The 20929-nt window shown below is 63.8% G+C and carries 17 protein-coding genes and 1 pseudogene; 14 read left to right on the top strand and 4 right to left on the bottom strand.

Annotated elements, in window-relative coordinates:
- The first annotated feature begins 125 nt into the window (after nucleotides 1-125).
- From GYH35_RS28370 to miaE, 9 genes and pseudogenes are all read left to right on the top strand, one after another.
- Nucleotides 126-3131, top strand: coding sequence for a FimV/HubP family polar landmark protein (locus GYH35_RS28370; RefSeq protein ID WP_161830200.1), 3006 nt, complete (start codon nucleotides 126-128; stop codon nucleotides 3129-3131).
- A gap of 98 nt (nucleotides 3132-3229) precedes the next feature.
- Nucleotides 3230-4042, top strand: a complete 813-nt coding sequence (gene truA / locus GYH35_RS28365; RefSeq protein WP_161811492.1) for a tRNA pseudouridine(38-40) synthase TruA — start codon at nucleotides 3230-3232, stop codon at nucleotides 4040-4042.
- A 148-nt stretch (nucleotides 4043-4190) separates the two neighbouring features.
- Nucleotides 4191-5045: pseudogene (gene accD / locus GYH35_RS28360) on the top strand (acetyl-CoA carboxylase, carboxyltransferase subunit beta); the annotation flags it as partial.
- Between the two features lie 95 nt (nucleotides 5046-5140).
- Nucleotides 5141-6415 (top strand): bifunctional tetrahydrofolate synthase/dihydrofolate synthase, encoded by a 1275-nt coding sequence (gene folC / locus GYH35_RS28355; protein WP_161811493.1) that lies wholly within the window; start codon nucleotides 5141-5143, stop codon nucleotides 6413-6415.
- Nucleotides 6416-6471: 56 nt separating this feature from the next.
- The gene (locus tag GYH35_RS28350) at nucleotides 6472-7182 is read left to right on the top strand and encodes an SPOR domain-containing protein (protein WP_161830199.1); all 711 of its coding nucleotides are present in this window, start codon (nucleotides 6472-6474) and stop codon (nucleotides 7180-7182) included.
- 106 nt (nucleotides 7183-7288) lie between these two features.
- Nucleotides 7289-7816, top strand: coding sequence for a CvpA family protein (locus tag GYH35_RS28345; RefSeq protein ID WP_161811495.1), 528 nt, complete (start codon nucleotides 7289-7291; stop codon nucleotides 7814-7816).
- A 2-nt stretch (nucleotides 7817-7818) separates the two neighbouring features.
- The gene (gene purF, locus GYH35_RS28340; protein WP_161811496.1) at nucleotides 7819-9324 is read left to right on the top strand and encodes an amidophosphoribosyltransferase; all 1506 of its coding nucleotides are present in this window, start codon (nucleotides 7819-7821) and stop codon (nucleotides 9322-9324) included.
- 29 nt (nucleotides 9325-9353) lie between these two features.
- On the top strand, nucleotides 9354-10652 hold the full coding sequence (locus GYH35_RS28335; RefSeq protein WP_161830198.1) for a serine/threonine-protein kinase: 1299 nt from the start codon (nucleotides 9354-9356) through the stop codon (nucleotides 10650-10652).
- Nucleotides 10649-11263: a tRNA-(ms[2]io[6]A)-hydroxylase gene (gene miaE, locus GYH35_RS28330; RefSeq protein ID WP_161830197.1), complete on the top strand. Its 615-nt coding sequence runs from the start codon at nucleotides 10649-10651 to the stop codon at nucleotides 11261-11263. Before GYH35_RS28335 ends, miaE begins: the two co-directional genes overlap by 4 nt.
- Before the next feature lies 1 nt (nucleotide 11264).
- On the opposite strand, the gene lpxH is transcribed toward miaE, so the two are convergent.
- On the bottom strand, nucleotides 11265-12008 hold the full coding sequence (lpxH, locus tag GYH35_RS28325) for a UDP-2,3-diacylglucosamine diphosphatase (protein ID WP_161830196.1): 744 nt from the start codon (nucleotides 12006-12008) through the stop codon (nucleotides 11265-11267).
- Nucleotides 12005-12583 (bottom strand): peptidylprolyl isomerase, encoded by a 579-nt coding sequence (locus tag GYH35_RS28320; RefSeq protein WP_161811500.1) that lies wholly within the window; start codon nucleotides 12581-12583, stop codon nucleotides 12005-12007. Before GYH35_RS28320 ends, lpxH begins: the two co-directional genes overlap by 4 nt.
- A 122-nt stretch (nucleotides 12584-12705) precedes the next feature.
- On the opposite strand from GYH35_RS28320, the gene gltX reads away from it, so the two are divergent.
- The 3 genes from gltX (at nucleotide 12706) to GYH35_RS28305 (ending at nucleotide 16176) form a co-directional block, all read left to right on the top strand.
- The gene (gene gltX / locus GYH35_RS28315; protein ID WP_161830195.1) at nucleotides 12706-14133 is read left to right on the top strand and encodes a glutamate--tRNA ligase; all 1428 of its coding nucleotides are present in this window, start codon (nucleotides 12706-12708) and stop codon (nucleotides 14131-14133) included.
- A gap of 12 nt (nucleotides 14134-14145) precedes the next feature.
- Entirely contained in the window at nucleotides 14146-15540 is a 1395-nt protein-coding gene (cysS, locus tag GYH35_RS28310; protein WP_161830194.1) for a cysteine--tRNA ligase, read from the top strand.
- Nucleotides 15541-15699: 159 nt separating this feature from the next.
- Nucleotides 15700-16176, top strand: coding sequence for an Hsp20 family protein (locus GYH35_RS28305; RefSeq protein ID WP_161811503.1), 477 nt, complete (start codon nucleotides 15700-15702; stop codon nucleotides 16174-16176).
- 6 nt (nucleotides 16177-16182) lie between these two features.
- Here the strand turns inward: GYH35_RS28305 and GYH35_RS28300 are convergent, their stop codons facing one another.
- A complete protein-coding gene (locus tag GYH35_RS28300; RefSeq protein ID WP_202624812.1) occupies nucleotides 16183-17013 on the bottom strand; it encodes a TenA family transcriptional regulator in 831 nt (276 codons plus the stop codon).
- A gap of 215 nt (nucleotides 17014-17228) precedes the next feature.
- Here GYH35_RS28300 and GYH35_RS28295 point away from each other — a divergent pair, with 215 nt between their 5' ends.
- Nucleotides 17229-18758: an FAD-dependent oxidoreductase gene (locus GYH35_RS28295; RefSeq protein ID WP_161830193.1), complete on the top strand. Its 1530-nt coding sequence runs from the start codon at nucleotides 17229-17231 to the stop codon at nucleotides 18756-18758.
- Nucleotides 18751-20067, top strand: a complete 1317-nt coding sequence (locus GYH35_RS28290; RefSeq protein WP_161830192.1) for a flavin monoamine oxidase family protein — start codon at nucleotides 18751-18753, stop codon at nucleotides 20065-20067. Before GYH35_RS28295 ends, GYH35_RS28290 begins: the two co-directional genes overlap by 8 nt.
- A 215-nt stretch (nucleotides 20068-20282) precedes the next feature.
- Here GYH35_RS28290 and GYH35_RS34700 read toward each other — a convergent pair.
- Nucleotides 20283-20929 (bottom strand): ROK family protein (locus GYH35_RS34700; protein WP_202624810.1); only part of this gene is annotated, 647 nt, incomplete at its 5' end.

The raw sequence follows: 20929 nt of genomic DNA, 5'->3' as shown, positions 1-20929 counted from the left end.
CTTCGAGGCGCGGCGTGCTAGTCATCTGTAGCAAGGGCGCTTGCCATAAGGTCGTTGCATAACGCCTTGGGGCAAGCTCCCGAAAATAGCTAAAGGATGCTTCGGGACACGTACCGGGAGTGCTGATGAGAAGACACCTGCCGCGCCTGCTGCTGACGGGCGCCCTGCTGTCCCCTGTGACGCTGTATGCGCTGGGTCTGGGGGAGATCCGCCTCAATTCCGCCCTGAATCAGCCTTTCGATGCGGAAATCGAGCTGCTGTCTCCGACCGCGGAGGAATTGGGCAGCCTGAAGGTCACGCTCGCCAGCAACGACGTGTTCTCCCGCTATGGCATCGATCGCCCCGCATACCTGAGCAACTTCGACTTCGCCGTCAGCCGCAACCGCGACGGCAAGGCGACCATCAAGGTCAGCTCGAATCGCTCGGTCACCGAGCCGTATGTGACATTGCTGGTCGAGGCGAGCTGGGCCCGCGGTCGTCTGGTCCGCGAGTACACCGTGCTGCTCGATCCGCCGGTGTTCATGCCGTCGCAGAACCAAGCGCCTGCTCCGGTCACCACACCGCAGTCGGCGACGACGGCGGAAGGTCGCATCGAGCGTGCGCCGACGCCCGCACCCGAACAGACTCCTGCTCCGACGCCGCGCGCCACGACGCCGGCTCCCGAGCGCACGCCTGAGCCGACGGCTCAGCGCACCGAAGAACCGTCGGGCGATCAGCAGATCATTGCTTCGCCGGGCAGCGAATACACCGTTCAGCGCAACGACACGCTGTCGAAGATCGCGTCCGCCGCGAACCCCGGCAACCGTCGCGTCAACAACCGCACGATGATCGCGTTGTTCCGCGCGAACCCGCAGGCGTTCAGCGGCAACAACATCAATCGTCTGCGCGCCGGCAGCGTGCTGCGCATTCCTGAATTGGCCGAGATCGAAGCGATCTCGACCGACGAGGCCTCCGCCGAAGTGGCGCGGCAGACGGCGGAGTGGAGTGGCGGCGTTGTCGCCGACACCACGCCGGAAGCCGATCGCCTGCGTCTGGTGACGCCGCAAGAAACTCCCACGCCGCCGACGCCGGCGCCTACGCCGCAGACGCAGGCTCAACAGCAGCCGTCGCAGTCGACCGCTCCGGGCGCGCCAGCCACGTCGGATCGTCGTCTCGCAGTCGAGAATCCTGGCTTGGCCCAGGCCCAGCGCAACGTCGAGCCGACGCCTGCCGAGCAGCCGCCGGTCGAACAGACGCCGCCCACGGAAGCTCAAGCACCGACGCCCGCCGAAGAGCCGGCCCAGGCTGCTGAAGAGCCGACGCCTGCCGCGGAACCCGTTGCGAAAGCGCCGCGAGCCAAGGCGCCGCCGGCCGCTCCCGAGCCGACGCTGGCCGAACGTATCCGCGAATACTCGTGGGCACTGATCGCGCTCGGCATGGCCGTCATCCTGGGCGTCCTGTTCTTCATGCGCCGTCGTCGCGAGGCCGACGAGGAATCGCTCGACTCGTTGGATTCGCCGCTGGCCTTCGAGCCGCCGTCGGAACGACCGGCCCGCGCGCTTGCGCCGTCGAACAAAGGTGGACGCGCCGATGCGTTCCTCGTGGAAGGCGAGGACGACGCAGGCCTGGTGAAGACCAACCTCGACGAGGACCTGGATTTCGATGCGCCTGCTCCGACCACGCGTCGCGAGCCGGCTCGTGGCTTCGAACCTGCGGCTGCCGCGGCTCCGGCCGCTGCCCGTGCGGTCGAAGACACGCTGAGCAGCGAGTCCGCGGTCCGCTTCGATCAGCAGGACGCGCTCGCCGAAGCCGACTTCCACATGGCGTACGGCCTCTACGATCAGGCCGCCGATCTGGTGAAGATCGCCATCGACCGCGAGCCGACGCGCCGCGACCTGAAGTTGAAGCTGCTCGAGATCTACTTCGTCTGGGGCAACAAGGATCTGTTCCTCGACACCGCGCGCGATCTGTACGAGTCGCGTGCCGCAGCCGCGCCGGGCGAGTGGGACAAGGTCGCGATCATGGGCAAGCAGATCGCCGCCGAGAACGAGATGTTCCAGGGCGAGGGCAGCCCGGTCGATCTGGTCGACGTGAACCTCGAAGGCGGCGAGAACCGCGTCGACGTCGATCTGTTCGCCGAGCCGAATGGCGAAGAGCGCCAGGGCCTGGATCTGGAATTCGCGAGCGGCGAGCGCCGTGGCCCGAACGACGCCACGCAGGTCGCCAGCGAGCTGGACTTCCTGCTCGACGAGCCGAACGACGACGACACGCAGGAACAGCGCACGCGTGAAATCGACGCGCTGTCCCGCACGCAGGAAACGCCGACCATCGAATCGCCGATGATCGATCGCACGGCGCAGACGGTGCGCGAGAAGATCGACCATGCGCTGGCCAGCAAGGGCGCCAGCACCGGCGACACCGCGGAGCTGTCGATCGACGACCTCGGCCTGGACGCCGATTCGCTCGACCAGGGCCGCGCGCTGGAAGACACGCACTCGCTCGACAAGGACACGATCGAAGATGTGCGTCCGTTGCGCGACGACGAGATGACGCAGCTGGCGCCGTCGCTGAGCAGCTTCGATCGCACCATGGAAGCGCCGCGCGTCGCGGAGCGCTTCGATGGCGACATCGAGAGCACCGGCACGATTTATATCGATCAAGTGGACCTGAGCGGCGCCGCCGGCGACACGGCCGAGCATCCGCGTCCGGATGTGGACTCGACGGCGTCGATGAAGAAGCCGCTGGCGATGACCGACATCGACCTGGATCTGGAAGATCTGAGCGATGCGCGTCCGAGCTCGGACACCGTGCGCCATGTGCGCAAGGACGAGGATATTTTCTCGGGCGATGTGTTCGGCAGCGACGAGCGCACGCAGGAAGTGCCGCGCGGCGGCCTCGATCTCGACGTGGGCGAGCCGCTCGGCGGCGAAGATCGCGAGCCCACGCAGCGTCAGTCCCTGGTCACGGAAATGGAGCTGTCCGAGCTCGAGCCGGTGACCATGAGCGAAGTCGGCACCAAGCTCGACCTGGCCCGCGCCTACATGGACATGGGCGACCCGGACGGCGCCCGCAGCATCCTCGACGAGGTGCTCTCGGAAGGTAATCCGAGCCAGAAGCAGGAAGCTCAGCGGCTGATGGACTCGATCCGCTAACTCGACCGTACAACGCCGGCCCCCACTCGTGGGGCTGGCGAATTTCGCTATCCTTCGCGCTCCTGGCCGCCTTCTCGCGGCCGATACGACTTGCCTGAATGCCCCGAATCGCCCTTGGCATCGAATACGACGGTAGCAGCTTCGCCGGCTGGCAATCGCAGGTGGACGCCTGCGGCGTCCAGTCCGTGGTCGAGAAGGGCCTGTCGGTGGTCGCCAATCATCCGGTAGAGGTCGTGGCTGCTGGCCGCACGGACGCCGGCGTGCACGCGGCCATGCAAGTCGTTCACTTCGACACCACGGCAGATCGCACCGAGCGGGCCTGGATGCTGGGAGCGGTGTCGAATATGCCGAAGGAAGTCAGTGTCCTCTGGGCGCGCGAAGTCCCGGAAGGATTCCACGCCCGATACTCAGCGCTCGCGCGCCGCTATCGATACGTGATTCTGAACCGTGTGCCGCGGCCGGCGCTGAACGCCCAGCGCGCGGCCTGGGTCCGCGAATACTTGGACGACAAGCGCATGAACGAAGCCGCCCAGCATCTGGTCGGCGAGCACGACTTCTCGTCGTTTCGCGCCGCGCAGTGCCAAGCGCGGACGCCGATGCGGCACCTCCATGAAATCTCAGTGACACGGCATGGCGAACTGGTCGTTCTGACCGTCTGCGCGAACGCGTTCCTGCATCACATGGTGCGGAACATCGCCGGCGTGCTGATCGCGATCGGCACCGGCGAGCGGCCGGCGGACTGGACCGCGCAGGTTCTGGGGTACAAGGATCGGAAGCTGGGCGGCGTGACTGCCGTGCCAAACGGGCTGTACCTGGCGGGCATCCGCTATGCCCCGGCCTTGAAACTGCCCAGTGAGCCGGAATTCAGTGTTTTGGCTCCTACGGAAGCTGGGAGCAGTCGAGTTCCCTGATCCCGGCAGGTTACCGCTGCAGCTGGATGCTCCGATAAACGAAGTTGCCGACTTTGACGGTTGGCAGTTGATCGGCGAGTTCTCCGGCAACTTGCCCGCAGGTTCGGGACCAAGTATAGATGCACCCCTCCAAATTCAGGCTGTCACCATGACCTGGTTCGAAAAGATCATGCCTTCGCGGATCAAGACCGAGCGCCGCACGCGCTCCGTCCCCGAAGGCCTGTGGATGAAGTGCTCCGCCTGCGACGCGGTCCTGTACCGCGCCGAGCTGGAGCGCAATCTCCACGTTTGTCCGAAGTGCGGTCATCACATGCGCATTGGCGCGCGCGACCGCCTGGAAGCGTTCCTCGATCCGGAAGGGCAGGTGGAGCTGGCCGACAACATCGAGCCGGAAGATCCGCTCAAATTCCGCGACACCAAGAAGTACCGCGACCGCGTGCAGGCCGCGCAGAAGACCACACAGGAAAAGGACGCGCTGATCGTCATGACCGGCACGTTGATGGGCGAGCCGGTGGTGGCGTGCGCGTTCGAGTTCTCGTTCCTCGGCGGCTCGATGGGCTCCGTCGTCGGCGAGCGTTTCGTGCGCGCGGCCGAGCATTGTCTCGAGCATCGCAAGCCGCTCATTTGTTTCTCGGCCAGCGGTGGCGCGCGCATGCAGGAAGCGCTGTTGTCGCTGCTGCAGATGGCGAAGACCAGCTCCGCGCTGGCTCGCATGGCGAAGGAACGGCTGCCGTATATCTCCGTGCTGACGGATCCGACGACCGGCGGCGTATCCGCCAGTCTCGCGATGCTCGGCGACGTGAACATCGGCGAGCCCAAGGCGCTGATCGGTTTCGCCGGCGCGCGCGTCATTCAGCAAACCGTGCGCGAGACGCTGCCGGAAGGGTTCCAGCGCAGCGAGTTCCTGCTCGAGCACGGCGCGCTGGACATGATCGTCGACCGTCGCGACATGCGTGAGCGCATCGCCGGTCTGCTGACCATCTTCCTGCACAAGCCCGCGCCGCAGCCCAAGGTCGCTGCCTGAGCAACGTTTGATTCCGATCGGCGGCGTCAGCGGACGCCGCCGATATTTTCCGTTGGCACGGTGACAGTTTCGCAATGAGATCCCTGGCCGATTGGCTGCGCTGGCAGGAAACGCTGCATCCGAGCGCTATCGACCTCGGCCTGGACCGCATGCGTCGCACGCTGCAGCGGTTGCAGTGGCGGCAACCGTCGTGTCCCGTCATCACGGTCGCGGGCACGAACGGCAAAGGCTCCACGGTCGCGCTCACCTCGCAGATTCTTCGAGCCGCCGGCTATCGCGTCGGCACGTTCACCTCGCCGCATCTGATCCGCTACAACGAGCGCATCGTCATCGACGGGCGCGAAGCGTCCGACGAGTCGCTGGTCGCGGCATTCGAGCGCATCGACGCGGCGCGCGGCACGGACACACTTACGTTCTTCGAGTTCAACACCCTCGCCGCACTGCTGGTGTTCGACGCTGCGGGCGTCGATGCCATGGTGCTCGAAGTGGGCCTCGGCGGTCGTCTCGACAGCGTCAACGCGGTCGACGCCGATGTGGCCATCGTCACCTCGATTGCGCTCGATCATTGCGACTGGCTGGGCTCGGATGTGGACAGCATCGGTCGCGAGAAGGCGGGAATTTTTCGCGCGGGAAAGCCCGCGATCTTCGGCTCGCGCGACATGCCGGCTTCCATCGAGGCGGTCGCGCGCGATCTGGGCACACCGTTGTATCGCCTCGGTCAGGAGTTCAACTGGCGGCATGACGGCGAAGGGTGGTTCTGGCGCGGCCGGCATTCGAGTTACAGCAGGCTCCCGCGGCCGGCGCTTCACGGCGAGCTCCAGTTCGACAACGCGTCCGCCGTGTTGTGCGCATTGGAATGCTTGTCGTCGCGGTTGCCGATCACGCGCGAAGCGATCGAGGCCGGTCTCCAGAAGGTGACACTGCCCGGACGCTTTCAGGTGGTGCGCAAGAGCGAGCCGGCAGCGGTCGAGTGGATTCTCGATGTCGCACACAATCCCGCGGCGGCACAGGCGCTCGCCGGGCAACTCGCATCGCGTCCTACCAGCGGGCGAACCATCGCCGTGTGCGGCATCCTGGGCGACAAAGACATCGAAGGTATCGCGACCACGCTGCGCGATTCGTTCGACGCGTGGGTCATCGTCGGATTGCCGAGCGCTCGATCCGTGCCGGTGGATGGGTTGGCGTTGCGACTTGCCAATACGGGCGCGCGGATTGCGAAGACTGCCGCGACTGTCGCGGAAGGCTGCGAAGTTGCGCAGACGCTGGCGAACGCCGGCGACCGCATCGTCGTGTTCGGCTCGTTTCTGACCGTCGGCCCCGCGCTCGAATGGTTGCAAGCGCGAAGTTGAGTTTCAGACGTTAAGTCCCGTGTCGTTCGCACGCCGCGCCTTTTATACTTCGCGCCGTGGAACGCCCTGTTAAAGAACGCTTGATCGGCGCGGCTGTGTTGATGGCCGCGGCCATCATCCTGATTCCGGAGATGCTCTCGGGACCCGGCCACGACTCCGCCGGGCAACCGGCGCAGACGGCGTCGAACGGTGAGGGTAGCGGCGAGGCCGCGATCAAGACCTACACCATCGATCTGAACAAGGCCCCCGGCTCGCAGCCGCCGACACCGGTCGAGCAAACGGACAACCGCGCGCCACCCCCGGAAGAAACACCGCCGCCGGAAACGCCCGCGCAACTGCCTGCGGAGCCAGCAGCCGTGGCTCAGGCTTCCCCTGAATCGCCTGCGCAGGTAACACCTGCACCGGTCGAAACGCCGAAACCGGCGCCGCGCGAGACGCCGCCGCCGAAACCTGAGCCAAAACCTGAATCGCCAAAACCCGAGCCGCGCGCCGTTGCTTCTGCGCCGTCCGCCCCCAGGTCGGCGGTTCCCACGGGCAAAGGCTGGGCGGTCCAATTGGCAAGTTATGCCAGCGAGGCGACGGCGGAACGAGTCATGAACGAATGGCGCGGCAAGGGCCAAAGCGCATTCGTCATGCCGGTTACTACGGGCGGGAAGACGCTTTACCGAGTCCGTATCGGCCCCACCAAGGATCGCGCCAGCGCCGAAGCGGTGTTGAAGGTGGTCAAAGCTTCCATACCGAGCGCCGCCGTGGTGGCGCATCCGTGAGGATTTTTCCTCGCCCGAGTGTGCTCAGTCCGTTGTTTCCAAACTGCGCCGCGCTGATAGAATCCGCGCGCCCCAGGTCGCGAGGCCGTAAATCGTTGTTGCGCTTATGAATGGTGCTGACTACCTGATTCTCGGCGTGCTGTTTCTTTCGATGTTGTTGGGGTTCATCCGCGGATTCGTCCGAGAAGCCATTGGCGTGATCGCCTGGCTGGGCGGTCTGTGGCTCGCCTGGCGTTATGCTCCTGTGGTGGAGCCGCTGCTGGCCGGCAGAGTCGGCGATCCACCGGTAAGCACTTGGGCTGCGCGCACGCTGATCGTGCTCGCGGTATTGATCGTTGGCTGGATCGTGGCGGGTCTGCTCGGTTACCTGCTGCGGCATTCGGGCCTCAGCATCATGGTGGACCGCCTGCTCGGGCTGGTCACCGGCTTCGTGCGCGGCGCGGTGGTCGTCGCGGTGTTCGTGTTGTTGGGACAGTTCGTGCAGCTCACCAGCACCAGCTGGTGGAAAGGCTCGGTGCTGATCCCATACGCATCGGAAGCGGCGGGTTGGCTGCAGTCGTTTGCGGAGACCGGCATGAGCGTGCTCGATAAGCAGGCTCAGAAGGGTTCCGCGTTGAGCAAAGCAGGAGTCTGAGCATGTGTGGCATCGTTGGCATCGTCGGACACAGTCCGGTCAATCAACAGATCTACGACGCGCTCACGGTCTTGCAGCACCGTGGTCAGGATGCCGCGGGCATCATGACGTACCACGACGGCGAGCTGTTCATGCGCAAGAAGACCGGCCTGGTGCGCGATGTCTTCCAGGAACAGCACATGCTGAAACTGAAAGGCAATGTCGGCATCGGCCACGTACGCTATCCCACCGCGGGCTGCGACAGCGCCTCCGAAGCGCAACCGTTCTTCGTCAATTCTCCCTACGGCATCTGCCTCGGCCACAACGGCAATCTCACCAACACGGCGGAGCTCGCCGAAGTCCTGACGCGTGAAGATCTGCGTCACCTGAACACCACCTCGGATTCCGAAGTCCTGCTCAATGTGCTCGCGAGCGAGTTGTCGCGCGTGCGCACGCCGCGTGCTTCGGCCGCCGAGATCTTCTCCGCTCTCAGCGCTGTTTATCGTCGCGTGCGTGGCGGCTTCGCTGTGGTGACGATGATCGTCGGCCACGGCCTGCTCGGCTTCCGCGATCCGCACGGCATTCGTCCGCTGGTGCTCGGTAAGCGAGAGTCCGCGCAGGGCCCGGAGTACATGCTGGCGTCCGAGAGCGTGGCGCTCGATATGCTCGGCTTCACGCTGGAGCGCGATGTGAATCCGGGCGAGGCGGTGTTCATCGACGAGCATGGCCGCTTGTACTCGCAGCAGTGCGCGCCGGCGGCGAAACATACGCCGTGCATTTTCGAATACGTTTATTTCGCGCGGCCCGATTCGAAGATGGACAACATCTCCGTGCACAAGGCGCGGCTGCGCATGGGCGATCTGCTCGCGGAGAAGATCAAGCGCGTCTGGCCGGATCACGACATCGATGTGGTCATTCCGATTCCGGACACGAGCCGCACGGCGGCCGTGCAGGTCGCGCAGCTGCTGGGCGTGAAGTATCGCGAAGGCTTCGTGAAGAACCGCTACATCGGCCGCACGTTCATCATGCCGGGGCAGGAGCAGCGTAAGAAGTCGGTGCGCTCCAAGTTGAACGTCATCGACCTCGAGTTCCGCGGTAAGAACGTGCTGCTGATCGACGATTCCATCGTGCGTGGCACGACCTCCGCGCAGATCATCGATCTGGCGCGGGAAGCCGGTGCTCGCCGCGTTTATTTCGCATCGGCCGCGCCGCCGGTGCGTCACGCCAACGTGTACGGCATCGACATGCCGACGGCCTCCGAGCTGGTCGCCAGCAACAAGACCGAAGAGGAAGTTGCCAAATCCATCGGCGCCGACAAGCTGATCTATCAGGATCTCGACGACCTGGTGCGCGCGTGCTTGCACCACGATTCTCACATCGAGCAGTTCGATACTTCGTGCTTCTCGGGCGAGTACGTCACGGGAGATATCACGCCGGCGTACTTGCAGCGCCTGGAAGACGAGCGCTCGGATCAGGCCAAGGCGAAGCGTCGTGCGTCGCCTTCGCTGAAAGCGATCCGCGCAGTGTGATCGAGTGGCCGGCACCGTGAGCTGACAGCATGGCTCTGCCTGCCGGCCCAGCCTCCCGACCGCTCGCAGCGGCGTCCGCTACGCTGGCGCCGCGTCTGATGATCGTCACGGATCACACCGAGCTGGCGCGCGCGCTCGAGCACCACATTTCCATTGTCTGGCCGGATGCCGAGTGCCGCATTCACGCGCCGCTCATTTCCGGGCGTCTTCATTCTGGATTCACGGCTGTGGGCTTCGATGCCGTATTGCTCGATGGCCGCAGCGAGCGCGGGCGAGGCGAGGAGTGGCTGGAGAACTTCCTCTATCGTCCCGGCTTCCCGCCCGTGATCTATCTCGCGCCAGGCGACGATCCTGCGCTCGCCACGCGAGTTGTTGAACGGGGCGCTGTCGAATGCGTCGTGCGTGAGCGCATCGATCATCGACGCCTGGCGAATTCACTCCGCGATGCCGTCCAGCGCCGCCGGCAAGAGCTGGCGTTGTGGCGCACCAGCTCGCAGGCTCAGCAACTGTCGCGCTTCGGGCCGGTGAGCATCCTCGGCCATCGTTTCATTCGCGAGCTCGCCATCGGCGGCACGTCGATGGTTTATCTCGCCGAGAGCGAGCGTGCCGGCGATCTGGTCGTGTTGAAGGTGCTGCGCGATGCGCCGGAGACGGGCGATCAACACATGCAGTTTTCGCGCTTCCTGCAGGAATACGAGCTGATCTCGAAGATCCGGCATCCGAACGTGGTGCGCATTTACGATCTGGGCATTTCCGACGATCACGCCTATATCGCCATGGAATATTTCCCGCGCGGCGATTTGCGTGGGCGCATCGCGAAGGGCATCGAGCCGCGGCAGGCACTGCAGTATCTAACGCAGATGGCGGCTGCGCTGCAGGTGGTGCACCAGGTCGGTGTGCTGCATCGGGACCTGAAGCCAGGCAACATCATGGAGCGCGCCGACGGCTCACTCGCCCTCATCGACTTCGGGCTGGCCAAGCACACCGAGGTCAATGTCGAGATGACGGCCGCGGGCGAAATCTTCGGCACGCCGTACTACATGAGCCCGGAGCAGGGCCACGGCCAGTCGCTGGACGAGCGCAGCGACCTGTATAGTCTGGGCGTGATTTTCTACGAGATGCTGACGGGGAAGAAACCGTTCCTCGCGCCGACGCCCATGGGTGTGATCTATCTACACGGCAACGCGCCGCGGCCCGAGCTGAGCGGGGAGCTCAGTGTTTATCATCCGCTGCTGAACAAGCTGCTGGCTGTGGAGCCGGCCGCTCGGTTTGGGTCCGCGCGTGAGTTGGTCGGTGCGGCGACGAAGTTGGAAGCGGTGGCGGAATGAGTGCAGTCCCAATCCAACCCGCACACAGTGTGCTGCTCGCGTCCACACCGGCTCGCTGGTTCGAAGTCGCTTGTGAGCGCTGGCGCGAGCTGCTGGTCGATCACGCCAATTGTGAGAAGAAGGCTGCGTCTACGGCGCTGAGCTTGATCTTCTCGTATCCGGAAGACATGGCGCTGACAGACAAGTTGTCACGCCTCGCCCGCGAAGAACTGCGGCATTTCGAGCAGGTACAGAAGCTGATGCAGGAGCTGAACGTTCCGTTCGCTCGCATGCAGCCATCGCGTTACGCGGAAGGTTTGCGGTCGGCGATCAATCGTTCGGAGCCAGCGCGGCTATTGGATTTGTTGTTGTGTGGCGCGCTCATCGAAGCCCGCTCCTGCGAGCGCTTCGAAGGACTGGGTCCGCTGTTGTCCGAGCCGCTGCGTGGCTTCTACACGGGTCTCGCTGTTTCAGAGGCGAGACATCAAAGTTTGTATCTACGCCTCGCCGAACAGCGAGCAGGTGACATTGACTGGCGCGCTCGCCTGCAGCAGCTGGCCACTATCGAGGCTGAGCTCGCTACATCGCCGGACCCGCAGTTCCGCTTCCACTCGGGCCTGCCAGCGAGCTGAGTCAGCGCCCCAATCCCGCCAACTCGAACCCCTGCTCATTCCACCTGAGCACGCTCCCTTGCTCATACCAGTCCCCAAGCACGATGCGCTTGGCGACATGACCGCCGACGTCGACATCGTGAATCGCCGGCCGGTGCGTATGCCCATGCACGATCACATCCGCATGTTCCTGCTCGAACGTGCGACACACCGCCCCCTGATTCACATCCATGATCTGCGGCTGGGTCCGATCCATCGACTCGATGTGCTTCTTACTCCCCGCTCTCATCTTCGCCGCCAGCTTCTGCCTCTGCCCGAGCGACAAACATCGCAAGACAAACTGCACCAGCGGATTCCGAACGATCCGCCGCAGCCGCTGATAATCCGGGTCGTCGATACACAGCGTATCGCCATGCATGAGCAGCACGCGCTTGCCGTAAAGCTCGATCATCGTGCCATCCGGCAGCAGCTTCACGCCGGTTTCCCTGGCGAAGCGGCGTCCGATCAGGAAGTCACGGTTGCCGTGAATGAAATAGACCGGCACACCGCCGCCAGTCAGCGACTTCAGCGCGGCGATGACGCGTTGCTTGTCCGGGGCCGGGTCGTCGTCGCCGATCCAGGCTTCGAACAGATCGCCGAGGATGTAGAGCCCGGCCGCCTGCCGGGCCTCATGGTCGAGGAACTGGAGAAATTGCGCCGTGATGTCGGGCCGCTCGCCATCCAGGTGCAGATCGGAAATGAACAGCGTCGGCCGGCCCGCGCTCATTTCAACACTTCGACCCGCTTGATCATGATCGGCTGCAGCGGCGCGTCGCGGTCGAAGGGGCCGAGGCTGCCGGTCGCCACGGCGCCAATGTCATCGACCACGTTCATGCCCTCGACGACGTGCCCGAACACGGTGTAACCCCAGCGGCTGGGCTGCGGATCGAGCGCCGCGTTATCGGCCAGGTTCACATAGAACTGCGCCGTCCCGCTGTGAGGCTCGCCGGTGCGCGCGAGGCCCACCGTGCCGCGACGGTTCGACAGGCCATTGCCGGACTCGTTGGGCGTGCCGGGGCGGGTGGGCTTTTCGACATATTTGGCGTCGTAACCGCCGCCCTGCACGACGAAATTGCCGATCACGCGATGGAACACGGTATCGGTGTAATGCCCGGCTTTCACGTATTCGAGGAACGAAGCCACCGTCAGCGGCGAGCGCTGCGGATCCAGCTCGATGACGAAGTTGCCCAGGGTCGTCTCCACCCGGACGCGCGGCGCGGATTGAGCCGAAGCCAGCGACGAGAAACCGAACAGCAGGGCCGCCGACAGGGCGAGGAGGCGAGCAAATCCAGGAATGCGCATAGTGACCGCCGTAGGGATAAGGCCGGCGATCTTATCAAAACCCGGTCTTACAGCACTGACCGCGGCGGCCGTATAGAATGCGCGGCTACATGGACGCAAGTCCTTAAATGTCCTCGGATTCGATGGCTTCAGATTCACCAGATCCGCTTGTCACGCGCTTCGCCCCCAGTCCCTCGGGGTACCTGCATTTAGGCAATGCGCGCACCGCACTGCTGAGTTATCTCGCGGCCCGCAAGGCCGGCGGGCGCTTCATCCTGCGCGTCGAGGACACCGACGAGGCGCGCTCCAGCGAAGATTTCATGATGGCCCTGTTCGCCGACCTGAAGTGGTTGGGCCTGGATTGGGACGAGGGGCCGGACATCGGCGGCCCGCACGCGAGCTACCGGCAGCAGGAGCGCCGCGCTATTTATGATGAATATCTGTCGCGGCTGGACGCGGCGGGGCTCACATATCCCTGTTTCTGCACGCCCGCCGAGCTGAGCATTTCTCGCAAGCGCCAGCTCGCTGCCGGTCAGCCGCCGCGCTATGCGGGCACGTGCCGGAATCTCACGACCGAGGAGCGCGCCGAACGTTTGGTTCGAGGCTTGCCCGCGGCGCTGCGCTTCCGAGTGCCGGATGGGCAGGTGGTGTCGTTCGTGGATGTGGTCCACGGCGAGCAGCGTTTCAACACCAATGACATCGGCGACTTCATCATTCGTCGCACCGACGGCAGCACCGCGTTCTTTTTCTCGAATGCGGTGGACGATGCGTTGATGGGCGTCACGCTGGTCCTGCGTGGCGACGATCACATGACCAACACGCCGCGCCAGATCCTGATTCTGCAGGCGCTGAACCTGCGAATTCCTCAGTACGCGCATGTCGCCCTCTTGCTCGGCATGGATGGCGCGCCGCTGTCCAAGCGTCATGGCGACACCAGCTTGCGAGACCTGCGCGAGCACGGTTATTTGCCGGGCGCGCTGCGTAATCATCTGGTGCGACTCGGTCATTCCTGCGTGACCGATGGCTGGCTGGATGACGCCGCGCTGATCGCCGATTTCGACCTGAATCGCCTGGGCCGCGCCGCCGCCAAGTTCGACGAGGCCCAGCTGCGTCACTGGCAGAAAGAAACGGTCGCGCACCTGTCGACGGATGAATTCGTGAAATGGATCGCGGCCGAGCTGCCGCCAGGTCTGGATCCGCAGCAGCGGGCGCAGTTCGTCACCGTCGTGCGAGCGAACATCGAGCTGCCGTCGGACGCGCGAGCCTGGGCGAAAGTCATTTTCGGCAAGCTCGACGAATTCGAGCCCACGGCGCTCGCGGCGATTCGCGAGGCGGGCGAGGGCTTTTTCACCGAGGCGCTGCAGGTCGTCGGTCACCCGGGAACGGAATTCAAACAGGCCGTGAAGGCGCTGGGGCAGGCCGCCGGCAAGAAAGGCCCGGCGTTGTTCATGCCGCTGCGCGCCGCGCTGACGGGTTTCACCCACGGGCCGGAACTGGCGCCCATGCTGGCATTGCTGCCGTTCGCCGAGGTGCAGGCGCGTCTCGAGCATGCCCGCCGGCTCGCGGTCTGACAGAATCAGGCTATGCAGATATTCAACTCACTGACCGGTCGCAAGGACGAGTTCCACACTCACGAGCCGAACGTCGTTCGCATGTATGTGTGCGGCGATACGGTTTATGACTTCTGCCACATCGGCCATGCACGCTCCAAGGTCGCCTTCGACATCGTGCGGCGGTACCTCGAGTATCGCGGCTATGAGGTGAACTTCGTTCGTAACATCACGGACATCGACGACAAGATCATCAAGCGGGCGGCGGAGAACGGCGAGTCGATCCAGTCGCTGACGGATCGCTTCACCAAATATATGCACGAGGACTACGACCGCCTCGGCATCCTGCGGCCCACGCACGAGCCGAAGGCTACGGAGCACATCGCGGGCATCATCGCGATGACGCAGCAGCTCATCGACAAGGGGTATGCGTACGTCGCAAGCAATGGCGATGTGTTGTATTCGGTGTCGAAATTCGAGCCGTACGGCAAGTTGTCGGGTCGCGACCTCGAGGATATGCGAGCGGGTGCGCGAGTGGCGGTGGACGAGGCGAAGCACGATCCGGCGGATTTCGTTCTATGGAAGCGAGCCAAGCCGGGCGAACCGTTCTGGCCGTCGCCCTGGGGCGATGGCCGGCCGGGCTGGCACATCGAGTGCTCGGCCATGTCGCTCGATCTGCTGGGCTCGCACTTCGACATCCATGGCGGCGGCATGGATTTGAAGTTCCCGCACCATGAGAACGAGATCGCGCAGTCGTGCGCGGCGACCGGCGACACGTTTGCGACGTTCTGGATGCACAACGGCTTCGTGAATGTCGACGACGAGAAGATGTCGAAGTCGCTCAACAACTTCTTCCGCATCCGGGATGTGCTCGATTCGGGCAAGCTGCGCGATCCGGAAGTGCTGCGGTTCTTCCTCGTGTCGAGCCAGTATCGAGGGCCGATCAATTATTCGCTGGTGCAGATCGAGCAGGCGGATGCGGCGCTGGGGCGGCTCTATACCGCGCTCCGAGATGTGACGCCGGCGTCTGCGTTCGAGCCGAGCGAGGCGACGCGGCGATTCGAAGAGGCGATGGATGATGACTTCAACACGCCCGATGCGATCGCCGCGTTACAAACATTGGCGACGGAGATCAATCGAGCGAAGAGCGCGGGCGACGCCGCTCTCGCGAGCTCGCTGGCTGCTGAGTTGAAGAAGTTGGCTGGCGTGCTCGGGTTGCTGCAATTGGCGCCGGAAGCGTTTCTGCAGAAAGGCGTCGGTGCTTCGTCGCTCAGCGATGCCGACATTGAGAAGCTGATCGGTGATCGCAAGGCGGCTCGGGCCGGGCGGAACTTCAAAGAGGCGGACCGGATCAGGCAGCAATTGTCTGATGCTGGCATCGTCCTGGAAGACAAGCCGGACGGGACGACGACCTGGCGTCGTAATTGAGCCCCAGGGGCGTCGGTGGTCCGGACGCCGCCGCCCCGAAAAATACCGCTAAAAATAGCCCTTGAACCCTCTTTGGGCGCCCCTAAATAGCTCTCGCGCGGTCGCTGAGCTACTCGGGGCCGTGAAATGTTTTCCATTTCGCTCATTGAGGATATGGCTATGAGAACTGCATTCGATTTTTCCCCCCTGTTCCGTTCCACCGTCGGTTTCGACCGCATCTTCGATCTGCTCGATAACGCCCAGCGCGTGTCCACGATCGACAACTGGCCCCCGTATGACATCGTCAAGACGGGTGAGGACCAGTACCGCGTCACGCTCGCCGTGGCCGGGTTCGGTGAGAGCGAGTTGAATGTCACCCAGGAGCGCAACCTGCTGCTGGTGAGCGGCGAGAAGGCTGCGAATGAGGACACTCAGTATCTGCATCGTGGCATCGCGGGGCGTTCGTTCCAGCGTCGCTTCGAGCTTGCGGATCATGTCCGCGTCGCCGGCGCCAGCCTCGCCAACGGTTTGCTGACCATCGACCTGAAGCGTGAGATCCCCGAGGCGATGAAGCCGCGCCGGATCGACATCAAGGGCGACCTCAGCTTGCCGAAGGCCGAGACGGCGAAGATCGAGTCGGGCGTCAAAGCCGCCTGAACGAGCTTAGCTAGCGAGTAAAGCCGGAACGCCGGGGCGGCGATGCCGCCTCGGCGCTCTCCTTTTGTCTTCGGCCAGACAATCGTCGAACGCCGCGCTCATATACTGATAGCTCTTCACGATCGCCGCTCTCACGTTCGCGACGTCGCGCGCTTCCGGCCGGTGGCCGAGCAAGGTTGCGATGATCTCGAGCGCCTCCCACGGATGAGTGTCGTCGTAGTGCGCGTGAACGCGCAGCCATTTCATCGCCTGTTTGCGCACGTCATCCGGAAAGCCATTCTCGTACGCTGACGAGCCGCATACGAAGGCGGCCCATTCGCCCGTCGTGCCTTCGATCGCATAGTTCGTCGCCGCCATTGCAATCGCCAGCGGGTCGCGCTCGCAGGTGTGCCAGCACCAGTGGCTGAGCGCATCGGCCGAGTTCGACCGCCAGCCCGAGAGCAGGTTGTCGCGAGTCAGGCCGTGGCCTTGCGACCAGTCGATCCAGTACTCGACGTGGTTCTGCTCCACGCGAATGTTCCGGATCAGATATTTCCTCGCCATCGCATGCCCCGCGCCCAGGCCGTACTGCACCTTGAGCAGATTCATCGCCATGTACTGCGGAAATTGTTCGATGACCGGCCAGAAACTGGCGAGGAAACAGCGCATCGACGTCGCCGGCAACACGCCGGCATGCATCTGCTGAAAGATCTCGTGAGCGACCACGGTGTGTCGCGCGTCATCGCATTCGGAAACGATTTCCTGCAGCCATTGCGGGTAGCTGGTCAGCGCCAGCAACGGCCCGGTTCTCACAAACAAACTTTCCATGTCGACACGCTCCCTGATGTCATCGTCCATGACCGGAGCATGAGTGCCGCTCGACCACCCGTGCTTGCGGCGACAGCGCGCAGGCGCGTCGATAGAGCATGTTGCTCGTTGATTTGCCTTGCAGTTGCATCGCTAAAAGCAATGCACACTACAGCGGTGACAGAGTTGCGATGTTGTATGTGCGTGAATGCCGCACGACCGCCAGGCGGTGCGGAACTTGCTGAAAACACGCACGTTCCTGAACTATGTCAGCCACTCCCACGCATCAATCGCTCTGGATGAATGTCCGGCTGCCGGAATTTTCGGCGCTACAACGGGACATCGACGTCGACGTGTTGATCGTCGGGGCAGGCGTCACGGGCATCACGACGGCCTATCTCATGGGCCAGGAAGGCGTCCGCGTCGCGTTGATCGAGCGCGAAAAGGTTGCCAGTGCGGACTCGGCGCGCACGACGGCACATCTCACCTACGTAACTGACGAACGTCTGCATCACCTGGTAAGTAAATTTGGGGTGCAGGCGGCGCGTAAATATTGGGAAGGCGGCATCGTCGCCATCGATACGATCGAGCGCATCACCGAGGAGCTGGGCGGCGATGCCGAGTTCGTACGCGTGCCGGGATATTTGCACGCTCGCATCGGTCAGCCTTTGGATCCCAAGGATGTCGAAGGGCTCCGCAAGGACGCCGAGCTGGCGCAGTCATTCGGCATCGACGCGACCTTTGCCGACCGCACCGCCTATAGCAACATGCCGGGCGTGCGCTTTGCGCAGCAGGCGAAGTTCCATCCGCGTCGGTATCTCAAAGGCCTGTTGACTGTAATCCAGCAGCAAGGCGGCCTGGTGTTCGAGAACACGGCGTTCGAGTCGGTGGACGATGGCGATCCGATGACGGTGCATGCGAACGGACACAAGATCCGTTGCAAGTATCTGGTGATCGCCACTCACAATCCTCGCATGGGCAAGAAGGGCGCGGTGACCGCGACCCTGTTTCAAACCAAGCTCGCGCTCTACACGAGTTATGTGCTCGGCGCCCGCTTGCCGGACAACGCGGTGCCCGAGGGCGTGTATTGGGATACCGGCGATCCGTACGAGTACCTGCGCATCGAGCAGCGGGACGATCATCAATACGCGATCTTCGGCGGCCAGGACGTGAAGACCGGGCAGGAAGACGATCCGGAGCGTGTGTTCGACCGATTGACCGTGCGCTTGCGCGAAGTGCTGCCGCAGGCGGAGGTCGAGCGCCGCTGGCTGGGTCAAGTCGTGGAAACAGATGATGGCATGCCGTTCATTGGCGAGAACGAGGAGCGTGAGTTCATTGCAACCGGCTTCAGCGGCAACGGCTGGACGCTCGGCACGCTCAGCGCGCTGATGGCTCGGGATCGATTTCTCGGGCGCGACAACCCGTGGCGCAGCCTGCTCGCCGTGGGGCGCTCGCCATTCCATGGCGGCGCATGGCGGTACGTGCAAGAGAATGCCGACTTCCCCTATTATTTCGTGCGTGACCGGCTGCGACGGCCCGAGCTCGATTCGCCCGACCAGGTGGGCAACGGCGAGGGCAGGATCGTCAGCTACCAAAGCAAGAAGGTCGCCGCGTATCGCGATGACTCCGGCCAGTTGACGTTATTGGCGCCTCAATGCACGCATCTGAAATGTCTGGTCAAGTGGAACAGTGCGGACCGCACTTGGGATTGTCCTTGCCATGGCTCGCGCTTCCGCCCGACGGGCGAAGTGCTGGGCGGGCCGGCAGAGCAGCCCTTGAAGCGGTTGCATGAGTAGAGCGAACGACGAATACGACGTCATCGTCGTCGGGGCCGGTGCTGCGGGCCTGGCAGCGGCCGCGCAGCTCAGCCGGAACGGTAAATCCGTTTGTGTTCTCGAAGCGCGCGATCGCATCGGCGGTCGCATTCTCACCGTGCGTCCGCGCGGCGCGGCGATTCCGCTGGAGCTCGGCGCCGAGTTCATTCATGGCGAATCGCCTTCCATTTTCGAGCAGTTGCGCCTGGCGGGCGATGTCGCTGTCGACACCGCACAGACCCGTTATCGCGTGCCGCAGCCCGGCCGGATGAAACGCAGCGAGGATTTGTTCGAAACCATGAAGGAGCGGCTGAAGCGCATCCCCAAGCCGCGCGTCGATGTGCCATTCGCCGAGTTCCTCGAGAAACATCGGCGGCAGTTGTCGCCGACGGTGCGGGCGTTCGCCACCATGCTGGTGGAAGGATTCGACGCAGCCGATTCGACGCGAGCGAGCGCCATTGAAATATTGAAGGAATGGGCCGGCGGTACGGCAGCGGATGCGCCGACGTTCCGGCCGCAGCGAGGCTACGGCGCATTGATGGATTCGTTGGCGGGCAGCCTCGATCCTGCGAAGACGTGTGTGCAGTTGGAATGTGCAGTCCACGAGGTGCGCTGGCGGCGGGGCGAGGTCGACGTTGCGTACACGCGCCATGGAGAGCCCGGCGCTGTGCGTGCGGCTCAAGCGATTATCACGTTGCCGCTTTCGGTGTTACAGCTGCCGGCGCTGACGCCAGGAAGTGTTTTGTTTACGCCGACGTTGCCACGGCGGCAGGTGCCGCTGTCGCGGTTGTTGATGGGGCCGGTGGTGAAGTTGGTGCTGTGTTTCTCCAGGCCGTTCTGGTCGGAGATCGACGAAGGCTTGCATCGGGATGTCGCGTTCTTCCATGCGCAGGGTGCGCCGTTCCCGACGTTCTGGACGTCGCTGCCCGTGCGAGCGCCCGTGCTCACGGCGTGGAGCGGTGGACCGAAAGCGGCGCAACTGCTCGCCCGAAATACCGATGAGGTCCTGCGGGCGGCGTTAGCGAGTGTGACTGAGATATTCGGCAAGCGCCGCGACTATCGGAAGATGCTCGAAGCGGTGTATTGGCACGACTGGCAGAGCGATCCGTATTCGAGCGGCGCCTACAGTTACTCGGGCGTCGGCGGCGGCCCGGCGAAGAAACAGCTGGCGAAATCGGTGGAGCAAACCTTGTTTTTCGCGGGCGAGGCGCTGGATGTGGAGGAGTCGTCGAGCGTGGGCGGCGCGCTCAGCACCGGGCAGAGGGCGGCGAAGGAAGTACTCACCGGCTAATAACGCAGCAACATTATTTTATAAATCGCATTTCGCCGGCTCGATCCGAGTCCGGGGCGGGCCAGCCGGGCGCAAGAAAATTCCGCCGACTTTTTCCGGGCCCCAGCCGAGCACTCGGCAAATCAGCCGGCTTTTCCGGGCCAGCTGAGCGCGCACAAGGTCGGCTGACTTTTTCCGGGCCAGCCGGGCGCAGCTCAAAATAAACTGCTGCTGCGTTATTCGTTGTCGTCGGATTCGTCCTCTTCCTCTTCTTTCTTCTCATCCTCACTCAACCGATTCGTAAACCGGGCATTCCCCAACCCGGTGCCGATCGTAAGCACGCCCCAGTGCTCGTACTCCCGCATGGTCGGCACCTCGCTGAGTCCCTGCACGACCGCGTCGTTATGCATCACGATCACCGTTTCGTGCTCGCCGATCTTGGGAAGGGCGGCGCACAGTTTCTCCGGCAGGTTGAAACTCTTGTGCTCCCAATCGCACGGCAGGTTCTGGCCGCCGCGCTCGATCGAGCCGTCGGCCTCGATCACGCCCGGGCAGCCGATGCCGATGAACGGCGCCAGATTCGCGCCCTCTTTCTCGGCCCGCTTGATCAGCCCGTTCAACATGTCGATCAGCCGCTGGACGGCGTCTTCGCGCCCAGGCTCGTCGTCGCGATGGCGCCAGAGCTCGAAGTGCCCGACCGCCGCCTGCGAAAGGTCCTCGCTCTTCCTGCGGCGAAGCTCGACGATGCCCGCGCGGATATTCGTGCCGCCGATGTCGACGGCGAGGATGCTGTCATGCCCGGCCAGAATCCAGGAAGGCACCAGCTGGATGCAGCCGATCAATCCCGCATGGTCGGAGTGATTGCGAATCGGCTTGATGTCCA

Origin of the sequence: Steroidobacter agaridevorans (genome assembly GCF_009932555.1) — a bacterium.
Classification (GTDB): domain Bacteria; phylum Pseudomonadota; class Gammaproteobacteria; order Steroidobacterales; family Steroidobacteraceae; genus Steroidobacter; species Steroidobacter agaridevorans.
This window is presented reverse-complemented; position numbering and strand designations above follow the sequence as displayed.

What these genes read in the sequence shown, in the direction of transcription:
- GYH35_RS28370 (WP_161830200.1), top strand. Translation starts at nt 126, where the DNA reads ATGAGAAGACACCTGCCGCGCCTGCTGCTGACGGGCGCCCTGCTGTCC.
- truA (WP_161811492.1), top strand. Translation starts at nt 3,230, where the DNA reads ATGCCCCGAATCGCCCTTGGCATCGAATACGACGGTAGCAGCTTCGCC.
- folC (WP_161811493.1), top strand. Translation starts at nt 5,141, where the DNA reads ATGAGATCCCTGGCCGATTGGCTGCGCTGGCAGGAAACGCTGCATCCG.
- GYH35_RS28345 (WP_161811495.1), top strand. Translation starts at nt 7,289, where the DNA reads ATGAATGGTGCTGACTACCTGATTCTCGGCGTGCTGTTTCTTTCGATG.
- purF (WP_161811496.1), top strand. Translation starts at nt 7,819, where the DNA reads ATGTGTGGCATCGTTGGCATCGTCGGACACAGTCCGGTCAATCAACAG.
- GYH35_RS28335 (WP_161830198.1), top strand. Translation starts at nt 9,354, where the DNA reads ATGGCTCTGCCTGCCGGCCCAGCCTCCCGACCGCTCGCAGCGGCGTCC.
- miaE (WP_161830197.1), top strand. Translation starts at nt 10,649, where the DNA reads ATGAGTGCAGTCCCAATCCAACCCGCACACAGTGTGCTGCTCGCGTCC.
- lpxH (WP_161830196.1), bottom strand. Translation starts at nt 12,008, where the DNA reads ATGAGCGCGGGCCGGCCGACGCTGTTCATTTCCGATCTGCACCTGGAT.
- GYH35_RS28320 (WP_161811500.1), bottom strand. Translation starts at nt 12,583, where the DNA reads ATGCGCATTCCTGGATTTGCTCGCCTCCTCGCCCTGTCGGCGGCCCTG.
- gltX (WP_161830195.1), top strand. Translation starts at nt 12,706, where the DNA reads ATGGCTTCAGATTCACCAGATCCGCTTGTCACGCGCTTCGCCCCCAGT.
- cysS (WP_161830194.1), top strand. Translation starts at nt 14,146, where the DNA reads ATGCAGATATTCAACTCACTGACCGGTCGCAAGGACGAGTTCCACACT.
- GYH35_RS28305 (WP_161811503.1), top strand. Translation starts at nt 15,700, where the DNA reads ATGAGAACTGCATTCGATTTTTCCCCCCTGTTCCGTTCCACCGTCGGT.
- GYH35_RS28300 (WP_202624812.1), bottom strand. Translation starts at nt 17,013, where the DNA reads ATGGACGATGACATCAGGGAGCGTGTCGACATGGAAAGTTTGTTTGTG.
- GYH35_RS28295 (WP_161830193.1), top strand. Translation starts at nt 17,229, where the DNA reads ATGTCAGCCACTCCCACGCATCAATCGCTCTGGATGAATGTCCGGCTG.
- GYH35_RS28290 (WP_161830192.1), top strand. Translation starts at nt 18,751, where the DNA reads ATGAGTAGAGCGAACGACGAATACGACGTCATCGTCGTCGGGGCCGGT.